The organism is Streptomyces sp. NPDC088252 (genome assembly GCF_044740965.1).
In the GTDB taxonomy this organism is placed as follows: domain Bacteria; phylum Actinomycetota; class Actinomycetes; order Streptomycetales; family Streptomycetaceae; genus Streptomyces.
This window is the reverse complement of sequence record NZ_JBIURS010000003.1, coordinates 318,922-345,823: the sequence shown is the minus strand read 5'-3', so window position 1 is coordinate 345,823 and position 26,902 is coordinate 318,922. Positions and strand designations below refer to the sequence as shown.

Annotated in this window: 23 protein-coding genes; 9 read left to right on the top strand and 14 right to left on the bottom strand. The window is 70.2% G+C overall.

The genetic code is table 11. The annotated features are described in order from the left end of the window. Positions 1-372 precede the first annotated feature (372 nt). From ACIOHC_RS08565 to ACIOHC_RS08540, 6 genes are all read right to left on the bottom strand, one after another. The gene (locus tag ACIOHC_RS08565; protein WP_351081879.1) at positions 373-855 is read right to left on the bottom strand and encodes a hypothetical protein; all 483 of its coding nucleotides are present in this window, start codon (positions 853-855) and stop codon (positions 373-375) included. Then, positions 852-2,255 carry a DUF6177 family protein gene (locus ACIOHC_RS08560; protein WP_365689748.1) on the bottom strand — a complete coding sequence of 468 codons (1,404 nt, stop codon included), beginning with the start codon at positions 2,253-2,255 and terminating at the stop codon, positions 852-854. Before ACIOHC_RS08560 ends, ACIOHC_RS08565 begins: the two co-directional genes overlap by 4 nt. 87 nt (positions 2,256-2,342) lie before the next feature. After that, entirely contained in the window at positions 2,343-3,338 is a 996-nt protein-coding gene (locus tag ACIOHC_RS08555) for a hypothetical protein (RefSeq protein WP_351081883.1), read from the bottom strand. A gap of 14 nt (positions 3,339-3,352) precedes the next feature. After that, positions 3,353-5,644, bottom strand: a complete 2,292-nt coding sequence (locus ACIOHC_RS08550; RefSeq protein WP_365689750.1) for a hypothetical protein — start codon at positions 5,642-5,644, stop codon at positions 3,353-3,355. A 5-nt stretch (positions 5,645-5,649) separates the two neighbouring features. Then, complete coding sequence (locus tag ACIOHC_RS08545) at positions 5,650-6,063, bottom strand: DUF6507 family protein (RefSeq protein WP_401842025.1); 414 nt, start codon at positions 6,061-6,063, stop codon at positions 5,650-5,652. A gap of 342 nt (positions 6,064-6,405) precedes the next feature. Then, positions 6,406-7,341 (bottom strand): LysR family transcriptional regulator, encoded by a 936-nt coding sequence (locus ACIOHC_RS08540; RefSeq protein WP_365689757.1) that lies wholly within the window; start codon positions 7,339-7,341, stop codon positions 6,406-6,408. 134 nt (positions 7,342-7,475) lie between these two features. Here ACIOHC_RS08540 and ACIOHC_RS08535 point away from each other — a divergent pair, with 134 nt between their 5' ends. Further along, positions 7,476-8,720: an MFS transporter gene (locus ACIOHC_RS08535; RefSeq protein ID WP_351081890.1), complete on the top strand. Its 1,245-nt coding sequence runs from the start codon at positions 7,476-7,478 to the stop codon at positions 8,718-8,720. A 98-nt stretch (positions 8,721-8,818) separates the two neighbouring features. Next, the gene (locus tag ACIOHC_RS08530; protein ID WP_351081892.1) at positions 8,819-9,418 is read left to right on the top strand and encodes a cysteine hydrolase; all 600 of its coding nucleotides are present in this window, start codon (positions 8,819-8,821) and stop codon (positions 9,416-9,418) included. Positions 9,419-9,551: 133 nt separating this feature from the next. On the opposite strand, the gene ACIOHC_RS08525 is transcribed toward ACIOHC_RS08530, so the two are convergent. Next, on the bottom strand, positions 9,552-9,776 hold the full coding sequence (locus ACIOHC_RS08525; RefSeq protein WP_351081894.1) for a hypothetical protein: 225 nt from the start codon (positions 9,774-9,776) through the stop codon (positions 9,552-9,554). 209 nt (positions 9,777-9,985) lie between these two features. On the opposite strand from ACIOHC_RS08525, the gene ACIOHC_RS08520 reads away from it, so the two are divergent. Next, complete coding sequence (locus ACIOHC_RS08520; protein WP_351081896.1) at positions 9,986-10,369, top strand: cold-shock protein; 384 nt, start codon at positions 9,986-9,988, stop codon at positions 10,367-10,369. A 32-nt stretch (positions 10,370-10,401) separates the two neighbouring features. Here ACIOHC_RS08520 and ACIOHC_RS08515 read toward each other — a convergent pair whose 3' ends face one another. The 4 genes from ACIOHC_RS08515 to ACIOHC_RS08500 are packed head-to-tail and all read right to left on the bottom strand — an operon-like array spanning position 10,402 to position 13,950. Beyond that, positions 10,402-11,268 (bottom strand): 1,4-dihydroxy-6-naphthoate synthase, encoded by an 867-nt coding sequence (locus tag ACIOHC_RS08515; RefSeq protein WP_401842021.1) that lies wholly within the window; start codon positions 11,266-11,268, stop codon positions 10,402-10,404. Next, positions 11,249-11,983, bottom strand: a complete 735-nt coding sequence (locus tag ACIOHC_RS08510; RefSeq protein ID WP_401842018.1) for a futalosine hydrolase — start codon at positions 11,981-11,983, stop codon at positions 11,249-11,251. Before ACIOHC_RS08510 ends, ACIOHC_RS08515 begins: the two co-directional genes overlap by 20 nt. Before the next feature lie 38 nt (positions 11,984-12,021). Then, positions 12,022-12,501 (bottom strand): DUF2771 domain-containing protein, encoded by a 480-nt coding sequence (locus tag ACIOHC_RS08505; RefSeq protein ID WP_351081902.1) that lies wholly within the window; start codon positions 12,499-12,501, stop codon positions 12,022-12,024. 27 nt (positions 12,502-12,528) lie between these two features. Continuing rightward, positions 12,529-13,950, bottom strand: a complete 1,422-nt coding sequence (locus ACIOHC_RS08500; RefSeq protein WP_351081904.1) for an MFS transporter — start codon at positions 13,948-13,950, stop codon at positions 12,529-12,531. 432 nt (positions 13,951-14,382) lie between these two features. Here ACIOHC_RS08500 and ACIOHC_RS08495 point away from each other — a divergent pair, with 432 nt between their 5' ends. The 4 genes from ACIOHC_RS08495 (at position 14,383) to ACIOHC_RS08480 (ending at position 21,197) form a co-directional block, all read left to right on the top strand. Further along, a complete protein-coding gene (locus ACIOHC_RS08495) occupies positions 14,383-15,318 on the top strand; it encodes a DUF3027 domain-containing protein (protein WP_351081906.1) in 936 nt (311 codons plus the stop codon). Positions 15,319-15,740: 422 nt separating this feature from the next. After that, positions 15,741-18,944 carry a sacsin N-terminal ATP-binding-like domain-containing protein gene (locus ACIOHC_RS08490; protein ID WP_401842191.1) on the top strand — a complete coding sequence of 1,068 codons (3,204 nt, stop codon included), beginning with the start codon at positions 15,741-15,743 and terminating at the stop codon, positions 18,942-18,944. Positions 18,945-19,133: 189 nt separating this feature from the next. Next, on the top strand, positions 19,134-20,066 hold the full coding sequence (locus ACIOHC_RS08485) for a hypothetical protein (RefSeq protein WP_401842014.1): 933 nt from the start codon (positions 19,134-19,136) through the stop codon (positions 20,064-20,066). 246 nt (positions 20,067-20,312) lie between these two features. Then, positions 20,313-21,197: a DUF5707 domain-containing protein gene (locus tag ACIOHC_RS08480; RefSeq protein ID WP_389636516.1), complete on the top strand. Its 885-nt coding sequence runs from the start codon at positions 20,313-20,315 to the stop codon at positions 21,195-21,197. Positions 21,198-21,308: 111 nt separating this feature from the next. Here ACIOHC_RS08480 and ACIOHC_RS08475 read toward each other — a convergent pair whose 3' ends face one another. After that, the gene (locus tag ACIOHC_RS08475; protein ID WP_401842011.1) at positions 21,309-23,789 is read right to left on the bottom strand and encodes a cation-translocating P-type ATPase; all 2,481 of its coding nucleotides are present in this window, start codon (positions 23,787-23,789) and stop codon (positions 21,309-21,311) included. Positions 23,790-23,994: 205 nt separating this feature from the next. After that, complete coding sequence (locus tag ACIOHC_RS08470) at positions 23,995-24,318, bottom strand: DUF2530 domain-containing protein (protein WP_351072351.1); 324 nt, start codon at positions 24,316-24,318, stop codon at positions 23,995-23,997. 219 nt (positions 24,319-24,537) lie between these two features. Here ACIOHC_RS08470 and ACIOHC_RS08465 point away from each other — a divergent pair, with 219 nt between their 5' ends. Then, complete coding sequence (locus ACIOHC_RS08465) at positions 24,538-25,992, top strand: NCS2 family permease (protein ID WP_351072353.1); 1,455 nt, start codon at positions 24,538-24,540, stop codon at positions 25,990-25,992. Here ACIOHC_RS08465 and ACIOHC_RS08460 read toward each other — a convergent pair. Then, entirely contained in the window at positions 25,985-26,200 is a 216-nt protein-coding gene (locus tag ACIOHC_RS08460; protein ID WP_351072354.1) for a ribbon-helix-helix protein, CopG family, read from the bottom strand. The genes ACIOHC_RS08465 and ACIOHC_RS08460 overlap by 8 nt on opposite strands. Positions 26,201-26,345: 145 nt before the next feature. On the opposite strand from ACIOHC_RS08460, the gene ACIOHC_RS08455 reads away from it, so the two are divergent. Beyond that, complete coding sequence (locus ACIOHC_RS08455; RefSeq protein ID WP_327273742.1) at positions 26,346-26,786, top strand: MarR family transcriptional regulator; 441 nt, start codon at positions 26,346-26,348, stop codon at positions 26,784-26,786. Positions 26,787-26,902 lie beyond the last annotated feature (116 nt).

Below are 26,902 nucleotides of genomic sequence, written 5' to 3'. Positions count from 1 at the left end.
CGGAGCACACCCCGACTATCGGCCGCGCTCGACCGTTACTTCCTCCACGCAGGTCGTCGAGACCCTGCTCATCCCTTCTGTCGGGCGTCGTTCAGGTGGTCGTTGATCCGCTGGAGGCGCTGCCGGGCGGGCGAGGTTGTGCCCGGTCGCCAGGGACTCGTCCAGCTCGCGCGGGGCGTCCACCTGAATGCTCTGGCACGCGCCATGCCCGATGGCCAGAGTGATGTTCTCTTCGACTCCGGCGCGGGTGCGCTGCTCCTGAGTGCGACTCGGTGGACCACGGACGCTCCCGCCCTCCGTGCCGCAGGATGGAAGCAGGTGCCCGCCAGTCACACTTTTCTTGGGGAGTGGGAGAGGTGCCCGAACCGGCTCCTATTCGCGATGCCAGTCGCGGACAGCGTTACCTTTCTCGTCCCAAGTGGTCTCTTCTCGGAGCGAATAGATTTCGTTATCGAAAAACTTTCTGGACTTCAGGGCGCCGTTGGGGTGCCATTCTAGAAACTCCTCTGATGCGACGCCATTGATGACAGTTCCCTGCAACCTCAAAGAGCCATCCGGATGCCACATCTGGGACGATCCGTTCCTGATTCCATCGACGTAGGTATCAAGGCAGACCATTTGCCCGCCCTGATATTCTGCGACCTCTCCCGTGAACAACTCGCTTCGATAGAGCATGCGATGACTCATGTCCATATCGACATCAGGGTCATCGATGTCGATGCGATGCACCTGGTTCATCATGGAATCCAATTCTTGCCGCTCGGCGGATAGCCCCCGTATCTCCTTGAAGGCATCTGCGTCGTCCGGCAATCCCAGACGGGTACGAGCCCGCAGCGGTTCGTTGGTGACTTTCACTTCTGTCGGGCACCGTTCACGTGGTCGTGGATATGCCGCAGGTGCTGCCAGGCGGCGGGGTCGGTGCCGTCGCCGAGTGTGTAGTGCAGGGCGGGTCGGGTGGCTGGGCCGAGTTGGGCGGGTGCGGCATTGGTGAGGGCCTTGCGGGCGTGGTCGAGCCCGAGGTCGGCGACGGCGTCGGGGCCTAGCGTGAAGGAGAGCGGTACCGGGGGCGGCTCGTAGTGGGCCGGGGTGGTCAGATCCGCGCGTGCGGTGCGCAGTTGGGTGACCATCGTGGCGAGGTTGTGCCTGGCCGTCAGGGCCTCGGCGAGCTCGGGCAGGGCGTCCACCGGAGTGCTCTGGTCTGCAACGCAGCCGACGGCCAGCGTGATGTGCTCCTCGACGCCGGCCTGAGTACGGGCCGTGCGCACGGTGGCGATCGCCGGGCGGTCGGGGGCGCCGACGGCGGCGATCCAGGTGGGCAGGGACTGTTGGGCGCGGGTGCGCGCAAGGTCGGTGAACTGCCGTGGCGACCAGGGAACGTTGACGGGTTCGGCGGTGGCCCACCCGGCGGGCGGGGCTCCGGTGAGCGTGCGCCATGCCTGTTCCAGGGCGCCGCCCAGGACGAGCCGCTCGTCGGCCGGGTGGATCGTACGGATGGCGAGCAGCAGTTGCCGTCCTCCCTCAAGGCCCGGACGGGGCCGGAAGGCGTCCGCGATCCGGGGGCCGTCGGCGACGACCGGGGCGAATCGGCCGTCGTGCCAGTGCAGTACGGCTCCGGAGAGCCCGTCGTAGTAGCCGCACCCGGGGTCGCGGACGACCCAGCGGGAGGGCACCCCGTCGAGCAGTGTGCGGGCGGGAAAAGTGAGCCGAGTGCCGGGCGGGGTGAGGATCTGCAGTTCACGCCCAGTCCGGACCGTGTCGCGCACCACGTCGGTCAGCCAGGTCGTGGCAGCGACGACGGGGCGGCCCTGGATGACGACGGCGGCCGTGTCGGTGAGCATGTCGACACCCATCGGCGCTGCCGTTGTGGTGGCTTCGGCGAGGTCGGTCACGACGTCGGTATGGCCGGCCTCGCGCGGCCAGACGCTGCCCCCGAGTACAGCCGTCAGGCGCCCGGCGACGGACCCGGCCAGCCGCCCTGCCTCCTCCACAGCCGTGGTCGCCCGCGCCTCGGTCCACCACACGGGCGAGTCCGCATGCACGCTTGACCCGAGCAATCGGTCCACTTCACCCGGGACTTGGAGGTACCTGGGCGCTTCGACCGACACCAACGCCTGCCCGGCAGCGGTGCACAACTGAACGACGGACCCACCCCCGGCCCGGTTCACGAGCAGATCGGGGCCACCGGCGTGGAGCCCGGCCAGCAGCGTCTTGGTGTCCGGCATCTGCGGGGTGAGGGCTATGACGTCCTGAGTCATGTGTGCTCCGTACAGACGGATCCAGGAGATGAGGGAGCTGGTTGCCCTCGTGAGCAGTCCAGGCTTCTTGCTTCTAGTGTCGGAGCATCACTCGCGTCCTGAGAGGTCCTGCAAGTCCTCCAACGAGGAGGCTTCTTGTTGAGTCCCAGGCACAACAGTTCCAGAACGAGCGTTGCCGGGCCAGGACGCCAATTCACGCACCGCTTGGGCAGGCGTCAGCCCACGCTGCTTCGCCTCGCTGAGACGCATCAGCCAATCTCGTCCGGCGTCGAGTGCCTCATCACCGGCCGGGGTGCGAGGTTCAAACCCCGCCGCAACCTCATCCTCTGCCGCCCAGAGATAGCCGACTGTCCGTCTGCCCTTAGCCACTTCGACGAAGCTGACCGGTGCATCGGTCTCCGCCTCAAAGCGGGGTGAGTTTGGCGGCAGGCGTGACTGGAGCCACTCGGTCCGACGCGGAATTTCCGCCATATACCAGGAGTCCAGAACGTCTGGGTCCTCGTCTGGAAGGTCTTCGAACCCGTCCTTGGTTGGGATTCCGTAGGAGGTGAAGTCCGAGGCGACGACCTCAACCCCGACCATTTGTGTAATCGCGGTGAGTGCAGCCTTGAGGCGTGGAGCATTCTCCTTCTGAATTCCGGGTTGCCGATGGCCGCGCAGGTCATGAGACATCCAGGCATCGCTGTACGTGTCAAGTGTTACCGTTCCAGCGCCGCTTGCCCACTCTTCGACCGAAATCATGAAGAGCTTCTCGACCCGGTGAAGTTCCCTATTGCGCACGCAGGTGCCAGACGTGGCCAGGTTGATCTCCACCATGCCTGCCCGCTCCAGGTCTGTTGACCTCAGGACGGCGAAGAGTTGACTGCCATCCGCGGCGTCGGCCAGGGCCACGGGTACTCGCTTGCGCGTGAACAAGACGGAATGGTCGTCCTCGGCGCGCATGGTGACGTCAGCTGTCGCGTCTCCGTCGACGATACCGAGAGCGTGCATCGCCGCCCATGCCTGGAGGGCCGTACGGCCACAACGCAGCGCGAGGTCTTGCCCCGGTTTTTCCTCCTTGGTCTCCCAGGACCAGCTACCCACAGGGTTTGTTGTAATCACAGGACACCTCGCGGATCGGCCTTGGCGCCCGGAGGGATCGTGATCGTCCCGTCGTCGAGCCGGATGACGAACAGGATGCCACGCCCCTTTCCGCTCTTGATGGCGTGTTCGCCCCGGTGAACCTGAAGCAGTTCTTCGGGGATTCCTCTTGCCTGCCACTCGGCTACGGTCCCCTGCCCGTCCACGAGCATGATCTTGTGATCGGCAGTCGACTTCGATAGCTGGCCCAGATGATCTGCCTTCGCGATCGATTCAAACGGGTTCTTGGGGTTTTCCAGTCGCTTCATTTGATATCCGTAGCTTTCTCCGTTCGCGTCAGTCACTCGAACGTCCAGATCTGCCTTGAAGGTCTGGTTCTTGATCTCGAACTCGATGTCGCGCAGCCCGCTCCTGTAGAACTGGTCGCCGAGTCGGATTTGATCAATAGCCCGAAGGTCCTGGCCGCGAACACCGGATCCCAGCATGGATACGACGTCTCTGAATTTACGTGTTTGCGAGAGATGTCCGGAGGTGATTATATCGGCGATCTCCCGACCCTGAGGATAAGTTCCCATTCGCGCGACGATCTTTTCTAGAACCTTGGGCTTGATGTTGTTATTGGGAATGTTGCGCATACCTTCGCGGAATCGACGCTCGGCCTCCCCTCCCAACTCCATGGGCCCGGAATCGACCGGTCCGGAGGGGGTGCCGGATCCGTGATGGCTATCGGCGTGCCCTGCACCGTCTCCGCCACCACCTGCCGCTGGGGTGTCCACGTGCGCAGCATCCCCATGGCTGGAATCTGCAGTTTCACCCCAGTGGCCGCCGCCGCTTGAATGTTCGCCTGGTCCGGCGCCGCGGCTATCCCCGGGGCCGTGCTGCCCCGCAGCGCCATGGTCGCCCTCACCCCTCGGTCCATGTGACGCGTTTCCCGCGTCGTGGCCGCCGCGCGGCGGCAGGCCGTCGCCCGTGTGGGCGGTAGCTCCGGGCGCCCGCCCGCCCACGCCGACCGGTTCACGATCGCCGTGCGGTTGGCCGACACCCCGTTCGGCTGCCGAGGGTTCGTGCCTGGCCGGGTCCAGATTGGGTGTGCCGTCCCGGTCCAGTGGGATGAAGTTGCCGTCCTTGTCGACGCGGTAGCGGTCGCTGAGGTCGAGGGCGCCGTCCGGGAACTTGGTCTTCGGGATCTGGAGGTGGTCGCTGACGTTGGCCAGGACCTGGGAGACCTTGGGCAGGTCCGAAAGCGCTTTGGCGGCCTTGAAGGCGCCGCCGAGCGGGTCGAGGGCATCGCCGATCTTCGCCACCGTGCCGGCCGCCCTTGCGAACGTGCCGCCCTTGCCGAGCTTCGAGGCGGCGGCCAACGGGCCGGAGGCGAGTGTGAGCAGGTTGAAGGAGACCACGGCGTGAGCGCGAGCGGGATCCTCCTCCCAGGTGTCGTACGCGATGAACTGCTTTCCGAACTCCTTCGCGTACACCTTGCTGTCGCGCTGCCAGCCGGTCAGGTGCTCGTCCTGTCCGAACAGGTCCATGCCGTAGGCGTAGCCGCCGACGACGGTGCGCCTCAGCCCGTCCCAGGCCTGGTCGCGCTCCTGCGCCCCGTGGAAGCCGGCCAAGGTGCCCAGGCCGTCGATACCGCCCCAGATGCTGTCCTTGGCGATGCCGTCCCACACCCAGCTCTTGGCCCCGTGTCCCCACCACCCCAGACTCCAGCGCTCGTAGGTGCGGCCCTCGGGGCTGCCCCACGGCAGATCCTTCACGTCCTTGAGCGCGTCGGCGTTCTGGCCGTACATGCCGAGTCCGTGCGTACCGTCGTCCACCACCCACTGCGGGCGGCACATACCCGGACTGATCGCGTTGATCTTGTTGGCGGCGTTGCGCTCGGCCTCCTGGAAGGCCTCACGCGCCGCCACTACGCCATCCAGCAAAGCCTGATGCGCGTCGACCTTGGTCTGGTCCTTGGTCCAGTCGTCATCACCCCGGACGCTGTCGACGAAGGTGAACGCGTCCAGCTTCAATTGCTTGAGTCGGTCCGCGTGCGGCTTGGCCTCGAAGATGAACGTGTCCAGGGCATCGGCCAGCGACTCGATGTCCCCGGCGAACTCCTCCGCCGTATCCATCACCGGCTGCGTGGACGAGAACAGCTTGTCGGCCTCGGGAGCCTTGTAATAGGCGGCCGTCGCCTGGAAGCGGGAGTGGACGTCCTTCCCCCCGGTCCGGATGCCCGTGGCATGCGTACGCAGGCTGGACGCGGCCTTCTCCAGCTGACCGAAGTCACCCGTGTACTGCGGTATCCCACCCGGTTCGATCACGCCGGCTACTCCCCGCCCCGGTGGCCGGGCTTCTGCCCGACCGCCCTGATCTCGGCGGGGGTGGGCGCCTTGGCCGCGTCGCGCTGGGCCTGGGCGGCCATGGCCAGGTCGCCCTCGATGTACTCGGTGGTGGCCTTGACCGTGCCGTCCATCGACTTCTTCGTACGCGCCGCCATGAACCTGATCCGCTGCTGGGTGTCGGCGACGAAGTTCACCACCGCGGCCCCCACCGGCCCCGCGGGCGCCTCACCGCAGTACGGGCCACTGATCGTCCCGGCGTGCAGCGCGGCGTCCTCCACGCTCTCGCCGTAACCCCTGACGCCCTTGCTCAGATCCTCGGCCGCCAGCCCCACCAACGACAGAACGGACTCCACCCCGCTCGGCCTGATGTCCCACCCCGTCACGCCAACCCCCCGCATCCCCCGGCTGATACGCCCCGTCAGCTGCGTCCGGCACCACACGTGCCACTGACAGCAGGATCTTCATCTGTATCAACGCACTCGTAGCATTTGCAACGCATTTCAAGCCAAACGCATGTTGCGGTGGGCGTGCAGCGTTGCTGCCGGGGTGTGTGGCGATCGGGAAGCATTGCCTGACGGGTGGCTTGTGCTGCCCTTTTCGGTTCCTGCCGCTGTCCCGTGAGGCGAGGATCGGGCGGCAGCAGGGTGGGGCTCCTGATGTTTGCGGTCAACAAGCCGGCGCCGGCCTGCCGACGCCGCCGTCCGTCGGTCCGGCCACGGTGATCGCGGACGCGGCGGCCTTCAGCGCGGAATCACCCAGCCCGGCATCCAGGTCCCGGCGGCGTCGTGGCGGGCCGTTGTGGTGGCGAGGTGGGCGCGGAGGGTGGCCAGCGCGGGGTGGGAGTTGTCGCGGTGCCAGAGGAGCGAGTGCGGGTAGACGGGTGTCGGGTCGGTCACCGGGATGCGGCGCAGGCCGTGGCCCGCAGGCCAGATGAGGCGGGTCTGTTCGCTCATGAAGGTGGCGAGGGCCGGAGTGTCGGCGATGGTGTCGAGCAGCGCGTCGGAGCCGAAGTTGGGGCCGGTCGCCTCGATGGTGAGGCCGAACTCGGCGACGAGGTCGTCGTAGTAGGCGGCCCACTCGGTACCGGGGACGATGCCGGGCATCCAGATCCGGTGCCCGGCGAGCTGAGTGAGCGGCACCGACCGGGCGCGCGCCAGCGCGTGGGCGGGGCCGGTGAGGAGCTGGAGCGGCTCGTCGAGCACACGGACGGACTCGATGTCCTCGGGAAGGGGCCGGCCGGGCGCGGCGACGGCACGGAAGGACGCGTCGATCGTGCCGGACCGGATGGCGGCGACGGCCGTCTCGATGTCGAACAGCATCACCACGTCGAGGTCGATCTCGGGGTGCGCGCGGTGGAAGCCGCGCATCAGGCCCGACTGTGCGCTGCGCGAGGCGATCACGTCGATGCGCAGCGGGCGGTGGCCGGTGCGCACGGACGTGACCGCACGCTCGGCGACGCGCAGCAGCTCGCGCGCGTGGGGCAGGAACGCCTGCCCGTCGATGGTGAGCTCGGCGCCGCGCGGGGTGCGGGTGAACAGCCGTACGCCGAGGTCGCGCTCCAGCGCGGCGATGCGCTTGGAGACGGCCTGCTGGGTGACCGCCAGCTCGGCGGCGGCCTCCTGGAACTGCCCCGCTTCCACGACGGCGACGAAGGTCCGGACGGTTTCGAGGTCCATGCCGACACCCTATGGGCACAACCGTTGGTTGTGGCCTGGTGGCCCCGTGGTTGTTTGATCCCCGGGCACGGTGCTCGCTTTGATGCTTCCGATCACGGATCGGTTGTGCGGGTGAGCGACGAGGGGCGTCGGACATGAGGGACGGGCATCGGTTGGGGCGACAGTTCGGCTGGCTCTGGGGGGCGTACGGGACCAGTGCGCTCGGCACATGGCTCGCCTTCGGCGCGTTCCCGCTGATCGCCATCCGGGTGCTGCACGCCGGGCCGGCGGAGGTCGCGGCACTGTCCTCCGCGGGGGCGGCGGTGGGCGCCGCCGTGGCGGTGCCGCTCGGCCCGTGGGTGGAGTTCCGCCGCAAGCGGCCGGTGCTGATCGGGATGGACCTGGTGCGGTTCGCGGCGCTGCTGACGATCCCCGCCGCGGTCGCGCTCGGCGTGCTCACCTTCGTCCAGCTCCTGCTGGTCTCGGTCGTCGTCGCGGCGGCCGACATCGGCTTCCGCGCCGCCTCGGGCGCGTATCTGAAGACGCTGCTGCCGCCCGAGGACCTGCTCGTCGCCAACGCCCGGTTCGAGTCGACGACCTGGACGACCACGATCATCGGCCCCCCGCTGGGCGGCGCGGCGATCGGGCTGCTCGGTCCGGTGGCGACGGTGGTGGCCGACGCGGTCAGCTACCTGCTCTCGGCCCTGGGCATCCGCGCGACGGGCGGCCAGGAGCCACGGCCCGAGCGCCGGGAGGCCGCGCGCATGCGGGCCGGGGACCTGCTCGACGGCTGGCGGTACATCCTCGCCGACGCGACGCTGCGTCCGCTGTTCTTCAACACCGCCCTGTTCAACGGCCTGGTGATGGCCACCCAGCCGCTGATGGCCGTCCTGATGCTCGGCCAACTCGGTTTCGCACCATGGCAGTACGGCCTCGCCTTCGCCGCGCCCGCGATCGGCGGGCTGCTCGGTTCGCGGCTGGCCCGGCCGCTCGTCACCCGGTTCGGGCAGCACCGGGTCCTGGTCGCGGCCGGGGCGCTGCGCGCGGTCTGGTCCGTGGGCCTGGCCTTCCCGGGGCCGGGGGCCGGAGGGCTGCTGCTGGTGATGGGCGTCGAGCTCGGGCTGATCTTCTGCTGCGGGGTCTTCAACCCCGTCCAGGCCACCCACCGCCTTGAGCGCACCCCGGCCGAGCGGGTCACCCGCACCCTGACCGCCTGGTCGGTGACGACCAAGGCCTCCACCGCGCTCCTGACGGCCGCATGGGGCGTGCTGGGCGCCCTGCTCGGCCCGCGCACGGCCATCGGCCTGGCCGGCGTGCTCCTGCTGGCGACCCCGCTGCTGCTCCCCCGACGCGCCGCGGCGCCCCTCGCCGAGCCGGAGCCCGCCGGCAGCCACACATGAGAGACCGCGACTCGCCACTGAGGCCCGCAAGGCCGCAGCTGGTCCGCCGGCGCGCGTCCGCGCCGACCAGACGTACCACCAACAAGGAGAACACTCGCGTGAGCACCGCCCCCGCGCTCGACCCCGCCCGCACCGCTCTTCTCGTCATGGACTACCAGCCCGCGATGCTGGCACTTCTGCCCGAGGGCGGGGACCGCGAAGCCCTGCTCGGCCGCATGGAAGGGGCCATCGCCGACGTCCGCGCCAACGGCGGCACCATCGCCTACGTCCGCGTCGGCTTCACCGAGGCCGACTGGGACGCGATCCCGGCCACCAACAAGTCCTTCGCCCCGGTGGCCCGGCACCGTGTCATGCACCACGAGGACCCTGCCGCTGCCGTCCACGAACGACTGGCTCCCCAGGACGGCGACATCACGGTGCGCAAGATCCGCCACGGCGGCCTGTCCACCACCGACCTCGACCAGCGGCTGCGCGAGCGCGGCATCACCACTCTGGTCGTCTCCGGCATCAGTACCAGCGGCGTCGTCCTGTCCACCGTGATCGACGCGGCCGACCGCGACTACCGGCTCTACGTCCTGTCCGACGGCGTCGCCGACCCCGACACCGAAGTCCACGACGTCCTGCTCCATCGAGTCTTCCCCGCACGGGCCCACATCATCGACACCGCCGAACTGCACACCCTGCTCCGGGCCGACTGACCCGAACCGCCGAGCCGATCCCCGAGGCCGCCGCACCCGCCCGGTGCGGCTGCCACCCGCACCCCAGAGCCCGGCCCAGCAGCCGGGACCCGTCCGGCGCGAGGCCGATACGGTCCGCCGGGCGCCCCCGGCCCTACCGCTTCGGCGCCCCCGCCCGTACCGACCGCACCACGCCCGCCGCGGCGATCAGGAAGCCCACGCCCATCAGCATGCACAGCGACCACGCGATGGGCGGAAGCGGATGGGTGCCGAGGAAGAGGGGGGCCATGGTGGCCAGGGTGGACAGTGCGCCGACGAAGAAGACGATCGCGCCGATCCGGACGAGCCGGTCACCTGCGCCAGAAGGAGTAGTGCTCACCCCGCCAGGGTAGTTGCCGGCGCCGGCGAAACGCCCCGCGGCAGGCCACGCGTGGCGCAGGCACCGTTTCTGGACACAGTCCGGATGACCAGGCTTGACGAGGGGTACTTCACCTGGGGAGGCTTCTGCCAGCAGGGGAGCACCACCACTGGATAGCCTGACCTGCTGAGGCTTTGTTCCGGCATACGGGTTGAGATGGGGTGCGTGCTTTGCCGACTGGCAAGGTCAAATGGTTCAACAGTGAGAAGGGCTTCGGCTTTCTCTCCCGCGACGACGGCGGTGACGTCTTCGTGCACTCCTCGGTGCTTCCCGACGGCGTCGACGCACTCAAGCCCGGCCAGCGTGTGGAATTCGGTGTCGTGGCAGGTCAGCGCGGAGACCAGGCGCTCTCGGTGGCGGTCCTGGACCCGACCCCGTCCGTCGCGGCCGCACAGCGCCGCAAGCCGGACGAGCTCGCGTCCATCGTGCAGGATCTGACCACCCTGCTGGAGAACATCACGCCGATGCTGGAGCGCGGCCGCTACCCCGACAAGGCGGCCGGCAAGAAGATCGGCAGCCTGCTGCGCGCGGTCGCCGATCAGCTCGACGTGTAGGGCCGGGTAGGGCCCCGGCCTTCCGTCGGTTCTCAGACGAACGACAGCGCGTCCGGGCCGAGGGGCGGTACCAGCCCCTCGGCCGCGGCGCGGGTCAGCAGTCCGCGGATCGCCGCGTAGCCGTCCTCGCCGAGGTCGGCGGTGAACTCGTTGACGTACAGACCGATGTGCTGGTCCGCCACGGCCGGGTCCATCTCCTGGGCGTGCTCCAGCACGTAGGGCCGTGACGCCTCCGGGTCGTCCCAGGCCATCCGTACCGAGGTGCGCACGGACTCGGCGAGCAGCTTCAGCGTCTCCGCGCCCAGCGACCGCCTGGCGATGATCGCGCCGAGCGGGATCGGCAGCCCGGTCGTCTCCTCCCAGTGCCGGCCCATGTCGGCGAGGTTGTGCAGCCCGTAGTTCTGGTACGTGAAACGGGCCTCGTGGATGACGAGACCGGCGTCCACCTTCCCGTCGCGCACGGCGGGCATGATCTCGTCGAACGGCATGACGACGATCTCGCCGACCCCGCCCGGCACCACTTCCGCCGCCCAGAGCCGGAACAGCAGATACGCCGTGGAGCGCTCGCTCGGCACGGCGACGGACTTGCCCGTCAGATCCGTGCCCGCGTCCTTGGTGAGGACGAGCGGTCCGCAGCCCCGTCCGAGCGCCCCGCCGCACGGCAGCAGCGCGTACTCCTCCAGCACCCAGGGCAGGACCGCGTACGAGACCTTGAGGACGTCCAGTTCGCCGCGCTCGGCCATTCCGTTGGTGATGTCGATGTCGGCGAAGGTGACATCGAGGGCGGGCGCGCTGGGGACCCTTCCGTGCGCCCAGGCGTCGAAGACGAAGGTGTCGTTCGGGCACGGCGAGAACGCGATGTGCAACGGGTTCGACGGCTCATGTGTCGTGTCGGTCATGGTGGGTCCAACCTTCCAGTACGGGTACGAGCTTCCCGAACGCCCCGGTGAGCGCGGCGAGCGCGTCGCCGATGCGCCACGCGTCCCGGTCGCGCGGGCCGACGGCGTTAGAGACCGCCCTCAGTTCCAGCACCGCCGCGCCCGACCGTTCGGCGGCCTCGGCGACGCCGAAGCCCTCCATGGCCTCGGCGGCGGCCCGCGGGTGCGCGGCGCGCAGGGCGGCGGCGCGCTCGGCGCTGCCCGTCACGGTCGAGACGGTGAGGATCTCGCCGGTGAGCGCGCCGGTGGCGGCGGCCACGTCCCGTACCAGCGACCGGGGCGGGAGGTGCCGGTTCCGGCCGAAGCCGAGCGCGGTGACGGGCACGAAGCCCTCGGGCGTCTCCGCGCCCAGATCGGCGGCGACGATGCCGCTCGCGACGACCAGCGAGCCGACCGGCGCCACGGGTGCGAAGCCGCCGCCGATCCCGGCCGAGATGACGAGGTCGTACGGCCCGGACGCGTGGCCGGCGGCGAGGCCGAAGGCGGTGGCAGCGGCGGCCGCGGCCGGTCCGGCGCCGCCCGCGAGGACATCGACGACGCTGTCGCCGCCGGGGTCGCCCACACGGTGGAGCTCGGCACCGGGCGCATGGTGCACGGCCACCTCCGGCCCGTCCCCGAACGCACGCGTGACCGCGTCCCGTTCTGCTGGGACAGCGGTCACGACGAGCACACGCACGGGGCGGATCCTCCGAGGTCAGGAGGGGCGGGCGAGGGTCAGGAAGTCTTCTTCAGCTCGAAGTGCCAGACGCCCGTGAGCTGCTTGCCCTTGGTCTCCACGATGCTGATCTGCGTCTTGTTCGTGGTCTCGCCGGTCTGGCTGGAGAAGAAGGCGCTGCCCGGGATGGACCGGTAGGTCCTCTTGTACGGCTCCTGCTCGGCCTGCTGACCGTTGATGAACAGCGTCCAGCCGTTGTCCGCGATCTCCGGGTCGACGCCGAAGCGGACCTTGTCGTCCATCGCGACCTCGACGGACTTCTCCGCCTTCTTGTTCAGGCAGCTCTGGTACTCGGACGTCTTGAGGGGCTTGCCGTCGTTGTAGCAGGCCGCCTCGGTGCTCACCGAGTTGCCGCCGACCGTTACGGTCGCGAGCGGCGTCGGCTTGCTGCAGGCGGAGAGGACGAGGAGTCCTGCGGACACGGCACCGAGAGCGACGCCGATTCGACGGCCCTTACCGGAGAAGAACGCAACGGTCATGGGCCGAAGGCTATCGGTCGCTCCGGTTCACGCCACGCGGGGGTGCGGCGAGCCGCGCCGAGCGGCGCTCAGCAGACCCCGTACGGACGTGGCCGCACCCAGGGCGAGGATGCCCGCGGCGACCGACATGCCCAGTACGCCGTTGAGGGGGAGGGCGATGCCGATTCCGCCGCCGATCACCCACGCCATCTGGAGCACGGTCTCGGAGCGCGCGAACGCGGATGTCCGCACCTCCTCCGGCACGTCGCGCTGGATCATCGCGTCCAGTGAGAGCTTCGACAGGGCCTGGGTGAAGCCCGCCGTCGCGCTGAGCGCGGCGACCATGACGGTGCTGAAGAACAGGGCGGCGAGCACGGCGATGGCCAGGGCCAGGGCCAGCACCGCGGCGACGATCGCCTCGGGGCCGCGCGCCCGGAGCCAGGAGCCGACCGCCGTACCGATCGCGTTTCCCGCACCGGCCGCCACGCCGACGATGCCGAGCGAGACGGCGGCGCTCTGCCCGGAGAGCGGCTGCTCGCGCAGCAGGAACGCCAGGAAGAAGATCAGGAAGCCGGAGAGCGCGCGATGCGCGGTGTTGGCCTGGAGCCCGTTGAGCACGGACGGCCCCACCGACCGCAGGCCGGGCCGCCTCTCCCCGTTCCTCTCCCGGCGCCCCGCGCCGCCGCCCCTTCCGTTCCGCTTCGTCGCGGGCCGGGCGGCCGTCATGCCTTGCGGCAGCACCAGCCGGGCCTTCCGCTCGCCCTTGGCGGAGTCGACCTTGTGCGGCAGCGTGAAGGCGAGGACGGTTCCCCCGACGAAGATCGCGCACGCGCCGTACAGCGGCCAGCCGGAGCCGATGGTCTGCAGCCCCGCCCCGATCGGGGCGGCGACACCGGTCGCCAGGAGCCCGGCCAGGGTGACCCGGGAGTTCGCCTTCACCAGGGAGAAGCGGGGCGGCAGCAGGCGTGGCACGACCGCGCTGCGCACCACCCCGTACGCCTTCGAGCAGACCAGGACGCCCAGCGCGGCCGGATACAGCTCCAGACCGCCGGTGGCGACCGCGCCCGCCATGGTGAGCGCGAGCACCGCGCGGGCCAGCATCGCGCCGGCCATCGCGGCCCGGCGGCCGTGCGGCAGATGGTCCAGGAGCGGGCCGATCACGGGGGCGAGCAGGGTGAAGGGCGCCATGGTGACGGCGAGGTAGAGCGCGACACGGCCGCGGGCCTCGTCCGTCGGTACGGAGAAGAACACCGTCGAGGCGAGCGCGATCGTGATCATCACATCGCCCGCGCCGTTCACGGCGTGCAGCTCGATCAGCTTGCCGAGCCCGGATTCGCCCGCACCGTGGGCGTGCGTCGCCTTCCGGATTCCTCTCGCGGTGCCGGTGAACGGGGTCCGCAGGGCACGACCGATCGTCCGGCCCGTCCTGCGGAGCGGGCCGGAATCCTTGTGCGACCTGGCGGAAGTCACTTCGTCATAGTGCCCCAGTCATGACACCGACGAACCGGGACCGGTGCGGGGCACGGACACACTCCGCCCTGTCGGGCCAGTCTTCCGCCCGGTCCGGGCCGGGCGGGCCCGGTGGAACCGACCGGTGGCCGTCGGGCGTTCCGGGGCGGTCCCCGCCCGGCCCCGGAGCCGGATACGGCCTGTTTGGGACGGGCAGGTGGGCGGGGGGCGGCAGAGAGGGTAGCGTGCGTAGCGCGCCACCGGCGGTTGTCCTCGGCCGCGCGCCTATCGGCGATCCCGCAGAATGGATGGCAGAAGGTGCGCCCGAGGCAGGCACAACGGGTGTGGACGTCGACGCGGCCCCCAGGTCCGCTCCGCCCCCATCCGTCATGGCCGAAATCGATGGATGTGCTGGCGCACTCGTGAGACTGGCGTAGGAGAGAAGCGAGACCTGTGAATGCTGCGACGACGCGAAGCCGTACGGCCCGTACCCCTGTCCCCGACCGTCTGTGCGCCGAGGCGGTAGACCTCGCCCGCGCCGCGGCCGAGGAAGCAGCCGCGCCGGGGGTCGTCGGTGAGCATGTGGCCGTGGTCTCCGAGGGAGACCGGGTCGTCACGCACTTCTTCGAGTGCAAGGAGCCGGGCTACCGGGGCTGGCGCTGGGCGGTGACCGTGGCGCGCGCCTCCCGCGCGAAGAACGTCACCCTCGACGAGACGGTGCTGCTGCCCGGCAGCGACGCGCTCCTCGCCCCCGAGTGGGTGCCGTGGAGCGAGCGGCTGCGCCCCGGGGACATGGGGCCCGGCGATCTGCTGCCCACCGAGGCGGACGACATCCGCCTGGAGCCCGGCTACACCGGCGAGGACGAGCCGCCGCCGAACTCCGCGGTCTCCGAGATGTCGCAGGAGATGACCGACCTCGTCGACGTGGAGGACGCGGAACTGACGACGCGCCCCGCGACGACGAGCCGGGGCTCGATCGCGGCGGTCGCGGACGAGCTCGGCATGCGGCGGGCGCGGGTGCTCTCGCGGTACGGGCTGCATGCGGCGGCCGACCGGTGGGACGAGGCGTTCGGCGCGAAGACGCCGATGGCCCAGGCGGCCCCGGCCTCGTGTGTGACCTGCGCGTTCCTGGTGCCGCTGGCGGGCTCGCTGAAGCAGGCGTTCGGGGTGTGCGCGAACGAGTTCGGTCCGGCGGACGGACATGTGGTGTCGCTGTCGTACGGGTGCGGCGGGCATTCGGAGGCGGCGGTGATGCCGAAGCCGCCGAAGCCGGCGCCGCACGCGCTGGACACGATGCAGGTCGACGAGTACCCGTTGCGCCCGGCTCGGGACTCCGGCTCGGTCCCGGCGGAAGCGGACACCCCCACGGAGGATCTCGGTCACTCCTGAGCGGGGCGCGGTGCGCATTGCGCGGGGCTGCGGGGCGCTCCGGCGCGCTCCGGGTGAGCCTGCGGGCCCCCCCGGCGCACCGGTTCCGTCCACGATCGCCGGACGGGCCCGATCCGGCCGTCCCCGCACTGGGACGCCCCGGCCCGCAAGGGCGGCCTCGGCCGGGGGAGCACCCCGGCGCGTGAGGACGGTCCTTTGCCCATCCGGGCTGATCCGGACGAGAGGCCCCTGGTCGGCCCGCACCCCGGTCCGTCCGGCGTTCGAGGACGGAACCCGGCCCCCTGAGTGGGGCAGATGCGCCATCCCCCGCGTGGAGTGCCGTTCGCGGCGCCCCGTCCGGTGAGAGGACCCGGTACCTTCAGGCGCACACTTGGCGGCACGAGCAACGTGTAACCGGAGAAGAGCGGAGTCAGAGCGTGAGCATGAATGCGACCGAGGGGGCCGATCCGTTCGGGACCGCACGGCTGCGACGCGGTGTGCTCGACGCCTGGGGTGCCGGCCCCGCCAGGTTCCGTGAGGACGCCAACGCCGAGGAGGACCTCGCGCTCGGCGGCTACCGCGACCGCCTCGTCGTCGAGCTGGCCCAGAACGCCGCCGACGCCGCCGCCCGCGCACAGGTCCCCGGCCGGCTCCGCCTGACCCTGCACGCGGCGACCGCGGACGCCCCCGCCGTACTCGCCGCCGCCAACACCGGCGCCCCTCTCGACGCCACCGGCGTGGAATCGCTCTCCACCCTGCGCGCCTCCGCCAAGCGCGAGGGCCACGAGGGCGCCGTCGGCAGGTTCGGCGTCGGGTTCGCCGCCGTGCTCGCCGTGAGCGACGAGCCCGCCGTCGTCGGCCGGCACGGCGGCGTCCGCTGGTCCCTCGCCGAGGCCCGCGACCTCGCCGCACGGGCGGCCGTCGCCAGTCCCGGCCTCGGCGACGAGCTCCGCCGCCGCGACGGCCACGTACCACTGCTGCGGCTCCCGCTGCCCGCCGAGGGCACCGCACCCGACGGGTACGACACCGTCGTCGTCCTTCCGCTGCGCGACGGCGGCGCCGAGGACCTCGTCGTCCGGCTGCTCACCGCGGTCGACGACGCGCTCCTGCTCACCCTGCGCGGTCTCGACGAGGTCGTGATCGAGACCCCGGACGCCGTGCGGACGCTGCGCCGTTCGCAGCACGGCCCGTACACCCACGTCGAGGACTCCGCGCACGGCACGCACCGCTGGCGGACCGCCGTCCGGCACGGTGCCGTCGAGCCCGCCCTGCTCGCCGACCGGCCCCGTGAGGAACGGCTCCGCCCGCACTGGTCGGTCACCTGGGCGGTCCCGGTGGACGCGGAGGGCGCCCCGGTACGCCCCCGCACCGCCCCCGTCGTCCACGCGCCGACCCCCACCGACGAACCCCTCGGCATCCCCGCGCTGCTCATCGCGTCGCTGCCGCTCGACACCACCCGCCGTCACCCCGCCCCCGGGCCGCTCACCGACTTCCTGGTGCAGCGCGCGGCCGACGCGTACGCCGAACTGCTCGCCGGCTGGCAGCCGCTGTCCATCGACACCATCGACCTCGTCCCCGGGCCGCTCGGCAAGGGCGAACTGGACGGCGCCCTGCGCGGCGCGATCCTGGAGCGGCTGCCGCGCATCGCGTTCCTGGAACCCGCCGCCCCGCGCGACCCCGCCGCCGAAGCGGACGGGTGGGACAGCTGGGACGCGGCGGCGGGCGGCATCCGCGAGGCGGCCCCCACCGCGCTGCGCCCCATTGAGGCCGAAGTGCTGGAGGGCGTCGGCGCCGAGACCGTACGGGTGCTCGCCGAGGTCCTGCCGTGCCTGCTGCCCGCCGGACTGGAGCGCCGCAGCGAACTGCGCACCCTCGGTGTCGCCCGCGTCCCGCTGACCGAGGCGATCGACCGGCTCGCCGGGCTGGAACGCGACCCCGGCTGGTGGCGGCGGCTGTACGACAGCCTGTCCGGCATCGACCCGGACCGTCTGTCCGGCCTGCCGGTCCCACTCGCCGGTGCGCAGGCGGTGGACGCCGGGACCCCGGCCTCCCCTCGCACCGCCATCGGCCCCCGCCAGGTCCTCCTCCCGCTCCCGGACGCCCTCACCGGCCCGGTCCTGGAGCGCCTCGCCCGGCTCGGTCTGAAGGTCGCCCACCCGGACGCCGCTCATCCGTTGCTGGAGAAGCTGGGCGCCCTGCCCGCCACGCCCCGCGCCGTGCTGACGACCCCGCAGGTGCGGGCCGCCGTCGCCGGATCGCTCGACGTGGGCGAGATCTGGGACGAGGACGCGCTGGACGCCGAGGAACTCGCCGAGACCGTCCTCACCCTCGTACGGGACGCCGAACTGGCACCCGGCGACGAACCCTGGCTCGGCGCGCTCGCCCTTCCCGACGAGGACGGCGAGCCGGCGCCCGCCGGTGAACTCGTGCTGCCCGGAAGTCCGTTCGCAGCCATCATGCGGGAGGGGGAACTCGCCCTCTGCGACCAGGAACTGACCGACCGCTGGGGAGCGCAGCCGCTCACCGCCTGCGGGGTGCTCGCCACCTTCGCCCTGGTGCGGGCCGCCGACGTCGTCCTGGACCCGGACGAACTGGAGCCCCGCGACGGCGATTTCGCCGAGCCCGACGACGCCGGTCTGCTCGACGCCGTGGACGTGTGGTGCGAGGACGTCCTCGACCAGCTGCCGGATTCGCCCGTGCCGCCGGTCGCCACCGAACTCGTCGCCGTCCGCGACCTGGACCTCGTCGACGACGACGCCTGGCCGCAGGCGCTCGCGCTGCTCGCCCAGCCGCCGTTGCGCGACGCGCTCACCCAGCCGGTGCGGGTGCTGCTGCCCGACGGCACGACGCAGTCCGTCCGCCCGTACACGGCCTGGTGGCTGCGCGACCACCCCGTGCTCGACGGCCGTCGCCCGGCCGGTCTGCGGGCGGCGTCCGGCGACCCGCGGCTGGCCGGGCTGTACGACTCCGCCGACGCGACCGGTTTCGACGACGCCCAGGTGCTGCGCGCCCTCGGCGTACGGACGTCCGTGGCCGCACTCCTCGACGAGCCCGGCGGCGCCGCCGAACTCCTCGGCCGGCTCGCGGACGAGGACCGTGAGGTCGGCCCCGTACAACTGCACTCCCTGTACACGGCGCTGGCCGATCTCGACCCGGAACAGGTCACGCTCCCCGACGAACTGCGGGCCGTGGTCGACGGCGAGGCCCGGGTGGTCGACGCGGCGGACGCCGTGATCGCGGACGCCCCTGACCTGCTTCCGCTCACCGGCGGGCTTCCGCTGCTGCCGGTCGCCCCGACGCGCGCGGCCGATCTGGCCGAGCTCTTCCAGGTGCGGCGGCTCGGCGAGAGCGTCGAGGCGGAGGTGACGACGGAGGGCGAGGAGCACCGCGTGCCGGATTCGGTACGGGTGCTGCTCGGCGCCGGAACCCCGGACTCGTACCTCGAACACGCCGAACTGCGCGCGGGCGGCGTCGAACTGGACTGGCGCCGCACCCCCGACGGGACCGTGCACGCCGCCACGCTGGAAGGGGTCGCGGCGGGGCTGGCCTGGGCGGCCGGTCAGTGGCCGCGCCGCTTCGAGGTCGCGGCGCTGCTGGAGGACCCGTCCCGTACGGAGGAACTGGCCCGGGACCGCTGGTTCGACTGACCGGCCGGTGCGGGGCCGAAGTGCATCCGTGCCGGAGCACGGGGCGATTGCACGAGAAATCCCCAACAGGCGCACAACCGTTCACATGTCCCGGTGGTCTCTCCTGCTGAAGCCATCAGGCTTCACAGACGATCTTGGGCCTGTTGGCGGACGACCTCCGTGGGCCCCTTCTCCTGTTGGGGAATGAACATGCGCATTCGTGCCACCGTGGCCGCCGTGACCGGCGCCCTGGCTCTCTCCGCCCTTGTCATTCCGTCGGCGGCCCAGGCCGACGACACGCACCGCTCGACCGTCAGTGACGTCGCGCGTGCCGCTCAGTCCACTGCCGCTGCCGGCTCCGGCGCCGAGTCCGGCGCGCGCTCCCTCGCGGCCGAGAGCACCCCCGGTCAGCTCGACCTCACCTTCTCCAAGTTCACGGTGAACGGCGGCAAGCCGATCGCCGTGGGCACCACCGCCACGAAGACCGTGCCGACCACGTTCACCGTGACGCACGCCGCCGATGTGAACATCTTCGCCTCGGACTTCGCGCTCGATGTCGAGCTCTACCGCGGCTCGTTCGACGGCCCGACGAACGAGCTCTACGGCGATGCCGCCCCCACCTGCAAGGCCGTCTCCTCCACGGTCGCCACCTGCAAGGGCCAGATCGCCATCTGGCCGCAGGTCGACCTGATCGGCAACGCCGACGCCACGACGTGGAAGGCGATGGGCTTCGCCGTCGACTACAACGGCCAGGACCCGAGGAACCCCGACGTCAGCAAGATCGGCTTCGCGCTGCAGGACGGCTTGGGCACGGCCCGTGTGCAGCGGCTGTCGAAGCTGACGGTCGACGCCGCTCCGGAGCCCGTGAAGAAGGGCGGGACGATCACGGTCACCGGCAAGCTGTCGCGGGCGAACTTCGACGACCTGAAATACCACGGCTACGCCACGCAGCCGGTGAAGCTCCAGTTCCGTAAGAAGACCAGCTCCACGTACACCACGATCAAGACGATCAAGTCGAGCAGCACCGGCACCCTGAAGACCACGGTCAAGGCGTCGGTCGACGGTTACTGGCGCTACAGCTTCGCCGGTACGTCCACCACCCCGGCCGTCTCGGCCGCGGGTGACTTCGTCGACGTGAAGTAATTTCCGTCGCGCCACATGCACCACTTCGGGCCGTGCCCGGGGACGGTTTCCGTCCCCGGGCACGGCCCTCCGCGTGGGTCGACGCGTTTCTCACCGCGGGACGACACACAAGAACTCCACTTTGCGTACAACCCTTCACATGCGTAAGAGGTCTGGTCTTTCGAGTCAGCAGACTCTCAGACCCAACGAGCCCCGCCCGGGCCGCACCACGTACCCGCGGGGCCCCTTTCTCCACTGGGGAAACATATGCGCATTCGTGCCACTGTTGCTGCCGTCTCCGGCGCCCTGGCCCTGTCCGCTCTGGCCGTTCCGGCCGCCCAGGCGGGCGACCACTCTGCTGCGAACCTGCACAAGCCGACTTCGGGTGCCGAGGTATTCGGCACCGCCGCCAAGGGATCGTCGAAGGCCGCCGCGGCCACCCGCGCGGCCACGGCGGAACCCGTCATCTCGAAGGTCGTCGTCAACGGCGGCAAGGACATCGTCCTGGGCACCACGGCCGCGAAGACGATCTCCGTTTCGGTCACCGCGTCGCACGCGTCCGGTGTCGCCGACGCCTACGTCGACCTGTGGCACGGCACGGACCCGTCCTCCGAGAACACCATCGACGGGGCCATCCTGCCGAACGAGGACGAGGCGAAGTGCACCAAGGTCAACGCGACGACCTCGACCTGCAAGTTGACCTTCACGATCTACCCGCGCTACGACCTGTACAAGAACTCCCTGGCCGGCACCTGGCACGTCACCGCGGCTGCGCTCGCCGGTAACGGAAACGACATCGCCTACACCGACTTCTACAGCACCGCCCGCGTGCAGCGGCTGTCGAAGCTGACGGTGAACGCCGCCCCGGAGCCCGTCAAGAAGGGCGGGACGATCACGATCACCGGCAAGCTCTCGCGGGCCAACTGGGAGACCTTCAAGTACCAGGGCTACACCGGACAGTCGGTGAAGCTCCAGTTCCGCAAGAAGACCAGCTCCACCTACACCACCATCAAGACCATCAAGACGAACAGCACCGGCAACCTGAAGACCACGTCCAAGGCCACGGTCGACGGTTACTGGCGCTACAGCTTCGCCGGTACGTCCACCACCCCGGCCGTCAACGCCGCGGGCGACTTCGTCGCCGTGAAGTAGTACCTCCGTACGCACAGGTGCCACCGCGCACCACCGCGTAACGCTCCGGGCCGTGCCGGGGGGGCTTCCGTCCTCCCGGGCACGGCCCGTTCGCGTTCGAGGGGCGGGGCGTTACGCCGGGAAGCGGCGGCCGACCAGCCGCCAGGCGTACTCCAGGACGACCGATGCCACCACGGCGATCCCCACCGCGGTCCACGGCATCGTCGCTCCCACCAGCTTGAGCGCGAAGAAGTTCTGCAGCCACGGCACCACCAGCACGACCAGGAACGCCACGCCCATCGCCACCACCAGGCAGATCCGCCACCAGGTGTACGGACGGGCGATGATCGCCAGGACCCACATCGAGATCAGGAACAGTGTGAGTGTGGCCACGCTGGTCTCCGCGCCCAGCGCATCCGTACCGGAGTAGTACTGCCGGGCCAACAGATACGTCACGAAGGTGGCGACGGCCGCGATGGTGCCCGACGGGATCGCGTACCGCATGACGCGGCGCACGAAGTGCGGATGGGCCCGTTCCTTGTTGGGGGCCAGCGCGAGGAAGAACGCCGGGACGCCGATCGTCAGCGTCGACAGCAGGGTCAGGTGGCGCGGCAGGAACGGGTAGTCGACCTGGAAGCAGACCACCAGGATCGCCAGCAGCACCGAGTAGACGGTCTTGGTCAGGAACAGGGTGGCGACGCGGGTGATGTTGCCGATCACCCGGCGGCCCTCGGCGACGACGGACGGCAGTGTCGCGAAGCTGTTGTTGAGCAGCACGATCTGGGCGACGGCCCGGGTCGCCTCGGAGCCGGAACCCATGGAGACACCGATGTCGGCGTCCTTCAGCGCCAGCACGTCGTTGACGCCGTCACCGGTCATCGCGACGGTGTGGCCGCGGGACTGGAGCGCGGCGACCATGTCCCGCTTCTGCTGCGGGGTGACCCGGCCGAAGACCGCGTTCTCCTCCATGGCCGTGGCCATGTCGTCCGGGTCGGTGGGCAGCCGACGGGCGTCCAGGGTGTTCTCGGCGCCCGGCAGGCCGAGCTTTCCGGCGACCGCGCCGACGGAGACCGCGTTGTCGCCGGAGATGACCTTGGTGGCGACCCGCTGGTCGGCGAAGTAGGCCAGCGTCTCCCCGGCGTCGGGCCGCAGCCGCTGCTCCAGTACGACCAGCGCGCTCGGTACGGCCCCGGTGGCCATGTCCGGCCCTTCGAGCGCGCCCTGCGCACGCGCCAGCAGCAGCACCCGCAGCCCCTGCTCGTTGAGCTGTTCGATCTCGGTGAGCGCCGGGTCCTGGTCGGGCAGCAGCACGTCGGGCGCGCCGAGCAGCCAGGCCGACGCCCGGCCGCCGCCCTCGTCGAACGCGGCACCGCTGTACTTGCGGGCCGAGGAGAACGGCAGCGACTGCGTGCACCGCCACTCCTCGCCGTCCGGGTAGGCGTCGACGATGGCCTGCAGGCTGGCGTTGGGCCGCGGGTCGGAGGCGCCGAGGGCGCCCAGCACGCGGTGGATGTAGGTGTCGTCCGCACCGCTCAGCATCCGCACCTCGGTGACGTCCATGCCGCCCTCGGTGAGGGTGCCCGTCTTGTCCAGGCAGACGACGTCGACGCGGGCCAGTCCCTCGATGGCGGGGAGCTCCTGCACCAGGCACTGCTTGCGGCCGAGCCGTACGACCCCGATCGCGAAGGCGACCGAGGTGAGCAGCACCAGGCCCTCCGGGATCATCGGGACGATGCCGCCGACTGTCCGGGCGACCGACCCCTTGAAGTCGTTGTTGTTCACGACGAGCTGGCTGATGATGAGGCCGATCGCGGTCGGCACCATCATCCAGGTGACGTACTTGAGGATGGTGGAGATGCCGGTGCGCAGCTCGGACTGGACGAGGGTGAAGCGGGACGCCTCCTCGGCGAGCTGTGCGGCGTAGGCCTCGCGGCCGACCTTCGTGGCGGCGAACGATCCGCCGCCCGCGACGACGAAGCTGCCGGACATCACGTGATCGCCGGGCTGCTTCAGCACCGGGTCGGCCTCGCCGGTGAGCAGCGATTCGTCGATCTCCAGGCTGTCGGCCTCGGCGACCGTGCCGTCCACGACGACCTTGTCCCCGGGTCCCAGTTCGACGAGATCACCGAGGACGATCTCGGAGGTGGAGATCTCGGCCGAGACACCGTCGCGCCGCACCGTGGGTTTGGCCTCGCCGATGACCGCGAGGCTGTCCAGCGTCTTCTTGGCCCGCCACTCCTGGATGATGCCGATGCCGGTGTTGGCGATGATCACGAAGCCGAAGAGGCTGTCCTGGATCGGCGCGACGAACAGCATGATCAGCCAGAGCACGCCGATGATCAGGTTGAACCGGGTGAAGACGTTGGCGCGGACGATCTCGCGGACGGAGCGGGACGAGCGGACGGGTACGTCGTTGACCTCACCGCGGGCGATCCGTTCGGCCACCTCGGCCGCGGTCAGCCCACGGGTGCTCAGGGCCGCGGCCGGCAGCTTCATCGGGTGGACCGGGTCGAGTTCGGATCCGGCGTCGATCATGGCCGGCCGGGGAAGGCCGACGGAGCCGGAAGTCTCGGGGGTCTGCTCGCCGGAGGAATGGGGTGCCCGCTGCGTCATGGTTCCGACGGTACGGGTGGATGGTCCGATTCACCCACTGGGGGTCCGAAGATCAGACCGGGGGAGGAGGGGAACGGAGGCGAATGGTCCTGCGGTGGTATGCGGACCCCGGCGCGGGGCGCTACGAGCGCGGTTCCGGGCGGCGGCGGGTGATGCCGCACGGTGTGCGCGCGGCGCCGGAGGGTGTGCGGGCGGGGCCGGTCGGTCAGGCCGTGGCGCCGGACGTGCCTCCGGTGTCCGTCCCGGCGCCCGGCGCGGAGGTGTCGGAGGCCTCGGCCCCGGCCGCCGCGGCGGCCCGCTTGAGCGCCGCGTCGCGCCCCCGTACGTACCAGATGCCGATCAGGCCGAGTCCGGCACCGGCCAGGCAGGTCCAGACCCACCACAGGTGTCCGTGATCGTCGAACCAGCCGTAGAACGGCAACTGGACCAGGAAGAGGACGAACCAGAGGATCGTGCCGCCGGTGATGGTGGCGACGACGGGCCCCTCCAGGGGCTCGGGTGCCTCGTGCTTCGGTGTCCACTTCGCCATGGCCTCAGTGTATGGCGCGCCCTGTCGCGCCCTCCCGTAGCCCGTAAGGGCGGCATGAATAAGGCCGTCGGGCCGGTCGGCCCAAGGGTCTACGCGCGGAGATAGCGATCTTCGCCTTATGTATTCATACTGAATCTGCTTACGGATGTCTCGATTTATTCGTGTGAAAGTCCAAAGCTGACCACTTTTAACTCCCTCTACGTACGACTGAGGTCATACATGTCCCCCTCGGCCACCGCTCCGGTCGATTCCACCCCCTCCACGGCCCCTCAGCCGCACGGCGGCCTGGATCGTTTCTTCAAGATCTCCGAGCGGGGCTCGTCGGTCGCACGTGAGATCCGCGGCGGATTCGCCACGTTCTTCGCCATGGCGTACATCATCGTGCTGAACCCGATCATTCTCGGTAGCGCGAAAGACATAAACGATCACTACCTCAGTCATGGTCAGCTGGTCACCGCCACCGTGGTGACCGCGGCCTTCTCCACCCTCCTCATGGGTGTCATCGGCAATGTGCCGATCGCGCTGGCCGCCGGGCTCGGCGTCAACACGGTCGTCGCCCTCCAGCTCGCCCCGAAGATGACCTGGCCGGACGCGATGGGCATGGTCGTCCTCGCGGGCATCGTGGTCATGCTGCTGGTCGCGACGGGGCTGCGGGAACGCGTGATGCACGCCGTACCGAAGTCGCTCCGCAAGGGCATCGCGATCGGTATCGGTCTCTTCATCCTGCTGATCGGCCTGGTCGACTCGGGCTTCGTCTCCCGCATACCGGACGCCGCGCACACCACCGTTCCGCTTCAGCTCGGCGGCGACGGCCACCTCAACGGCTGGCCGGTCCTCGTCTTCGTCCTCGGCGCGCTGCTCACCCTCGCGCTGATCGTCCGCAAGGTGTCGGGCGCCATCCTGATCTCCATCGTCGCGATGACGGCGGTGGCGCTGATTATCAACGCGATCGCCGGCCTGCCGGGCGAGGCGTGGGGCCTGACCGTCCCGCAGTGGCCGGGCAACCCGGTCTCCACCCCGGACTTCGGGCTGCTCGGCCAGGTCAGCCTGTTCGGCGGCTTCCACAAGGTCGGCGTCCTCACCGGCATCCTGTTCGTCTTCACCGTGCTGCTGTCCTGCTTCTTCGACGCGATGGGCACCATCCTGGGTGTCGGCGACGAGGCCAAGCTGACCGACAAGGACGGCAACTTCCCCGGCATCAACAAGGTGCTGTTCGTGGACGGCATCGCGGTCGCCGCGGGCGGTGCGAGTTCCGCCTCCGCGGGCACCTGCTTCGTGGAGTCCACCGCGGGTGTCGGCGAGGGGGCCCGCACCGGTCTCGCGAGCATCGTGACGGGTCTGCTGTTCACGGCCGCGCTGTTCCTGACGCCGCTGGCGACCATGGTCCCGTCGCAGGCGGCCACCCCGGCTCTGCTGGCGGTCGGCTTCCTGATCATCTCGGGTTCGGTCCGCGACATCGACTGGAGCGACTACACGCTCGCCATCCCGGCGTTCCTGGCCATGCTGATGATGCCGTTCACCTACTCGATCACCAACGGCATCGGCATCGGCTTCATCGCCTTCTCCGTGCTGCGGGTGGTGGCGGGGCGCTGGCGCGAGGTGCCGCTCGCCATGTACGTGGTGTCGGCGGTCTTCGTCTTCTACTACGCGATGCCGGCCCTCGGCCTCACGTGACCCCTTCCGCCCTGACTCCCGCGGTCCCTTCCGGGCCGTAGAACTTCTCCGTCTCGTCGACGGCCGCCTTGAAGCGCTCGTCGAAGTCATCGCGAATGAGCGTCCGGACCACATAGTCCTGGACGCTCATTCCGCGTTTGGCGGCATGCTGCCGGAGCCGGTCGAGCAGCTCACCGTCTATCCGCAGGCTGAGCACAGTCGATCCCATGGCAAGCAGGGTTACGGCCCAGGAGGTCGTTTCGCGTCACTTTCCGGAGCCGACTCACTCGTTCGGGTGATCGATCAGGTGATCTGCCTCTCGCGCGTGTAACACGAATGGTCTTTAGGGTAGGTAATGAGTTACCCTAATAAACATGCCTGACCTGATCCACGACGGCGACAGTGCGGCCGCCGTGAGCTCCCTACGCTCCGCCGTGATGCTGCTCGGCCGACGCCTGAAGCACCAGCGCGTCGACGAGTCGCTGAGCCCCACCGAGATGTCGGTGCTCGGCACGCTCGCCCGCTGCGGTTCGGCCACGCCCGGTGAGCTGGCCCGCAAGGAGCATGTGCAGCCTCCGTCGATGACTCGCATCGTCGCGCTGCTGGAGGCGAAGGGACTGGTCAGACTCGAACCGCACCCCGATGACCGTCGCCAGAAGATGGTCAGCCAGACCGAGCAGGCGGAAGCCATGCTCGAAGAGAGCCGCTCCAAGCGGAACGCCTGGCTGACCACCCTCGCCGAGGGCCTGGACGAGGACGAGTGGGAGACGCTGCGCAAGGCGGCGCCCGTGCTGGAGAAGCTCGCCCACCTGTAGCGGTGGGGGGGGGGGGGGGGGGGCCGCGGCCCCCCCCCCCCCCCCCCCCCCCCCCCCCCCCCCCCCCCCCCACAAAAAAACAAGGGGCGCGCCCCCATGGAATGTGGGGGTGGCGA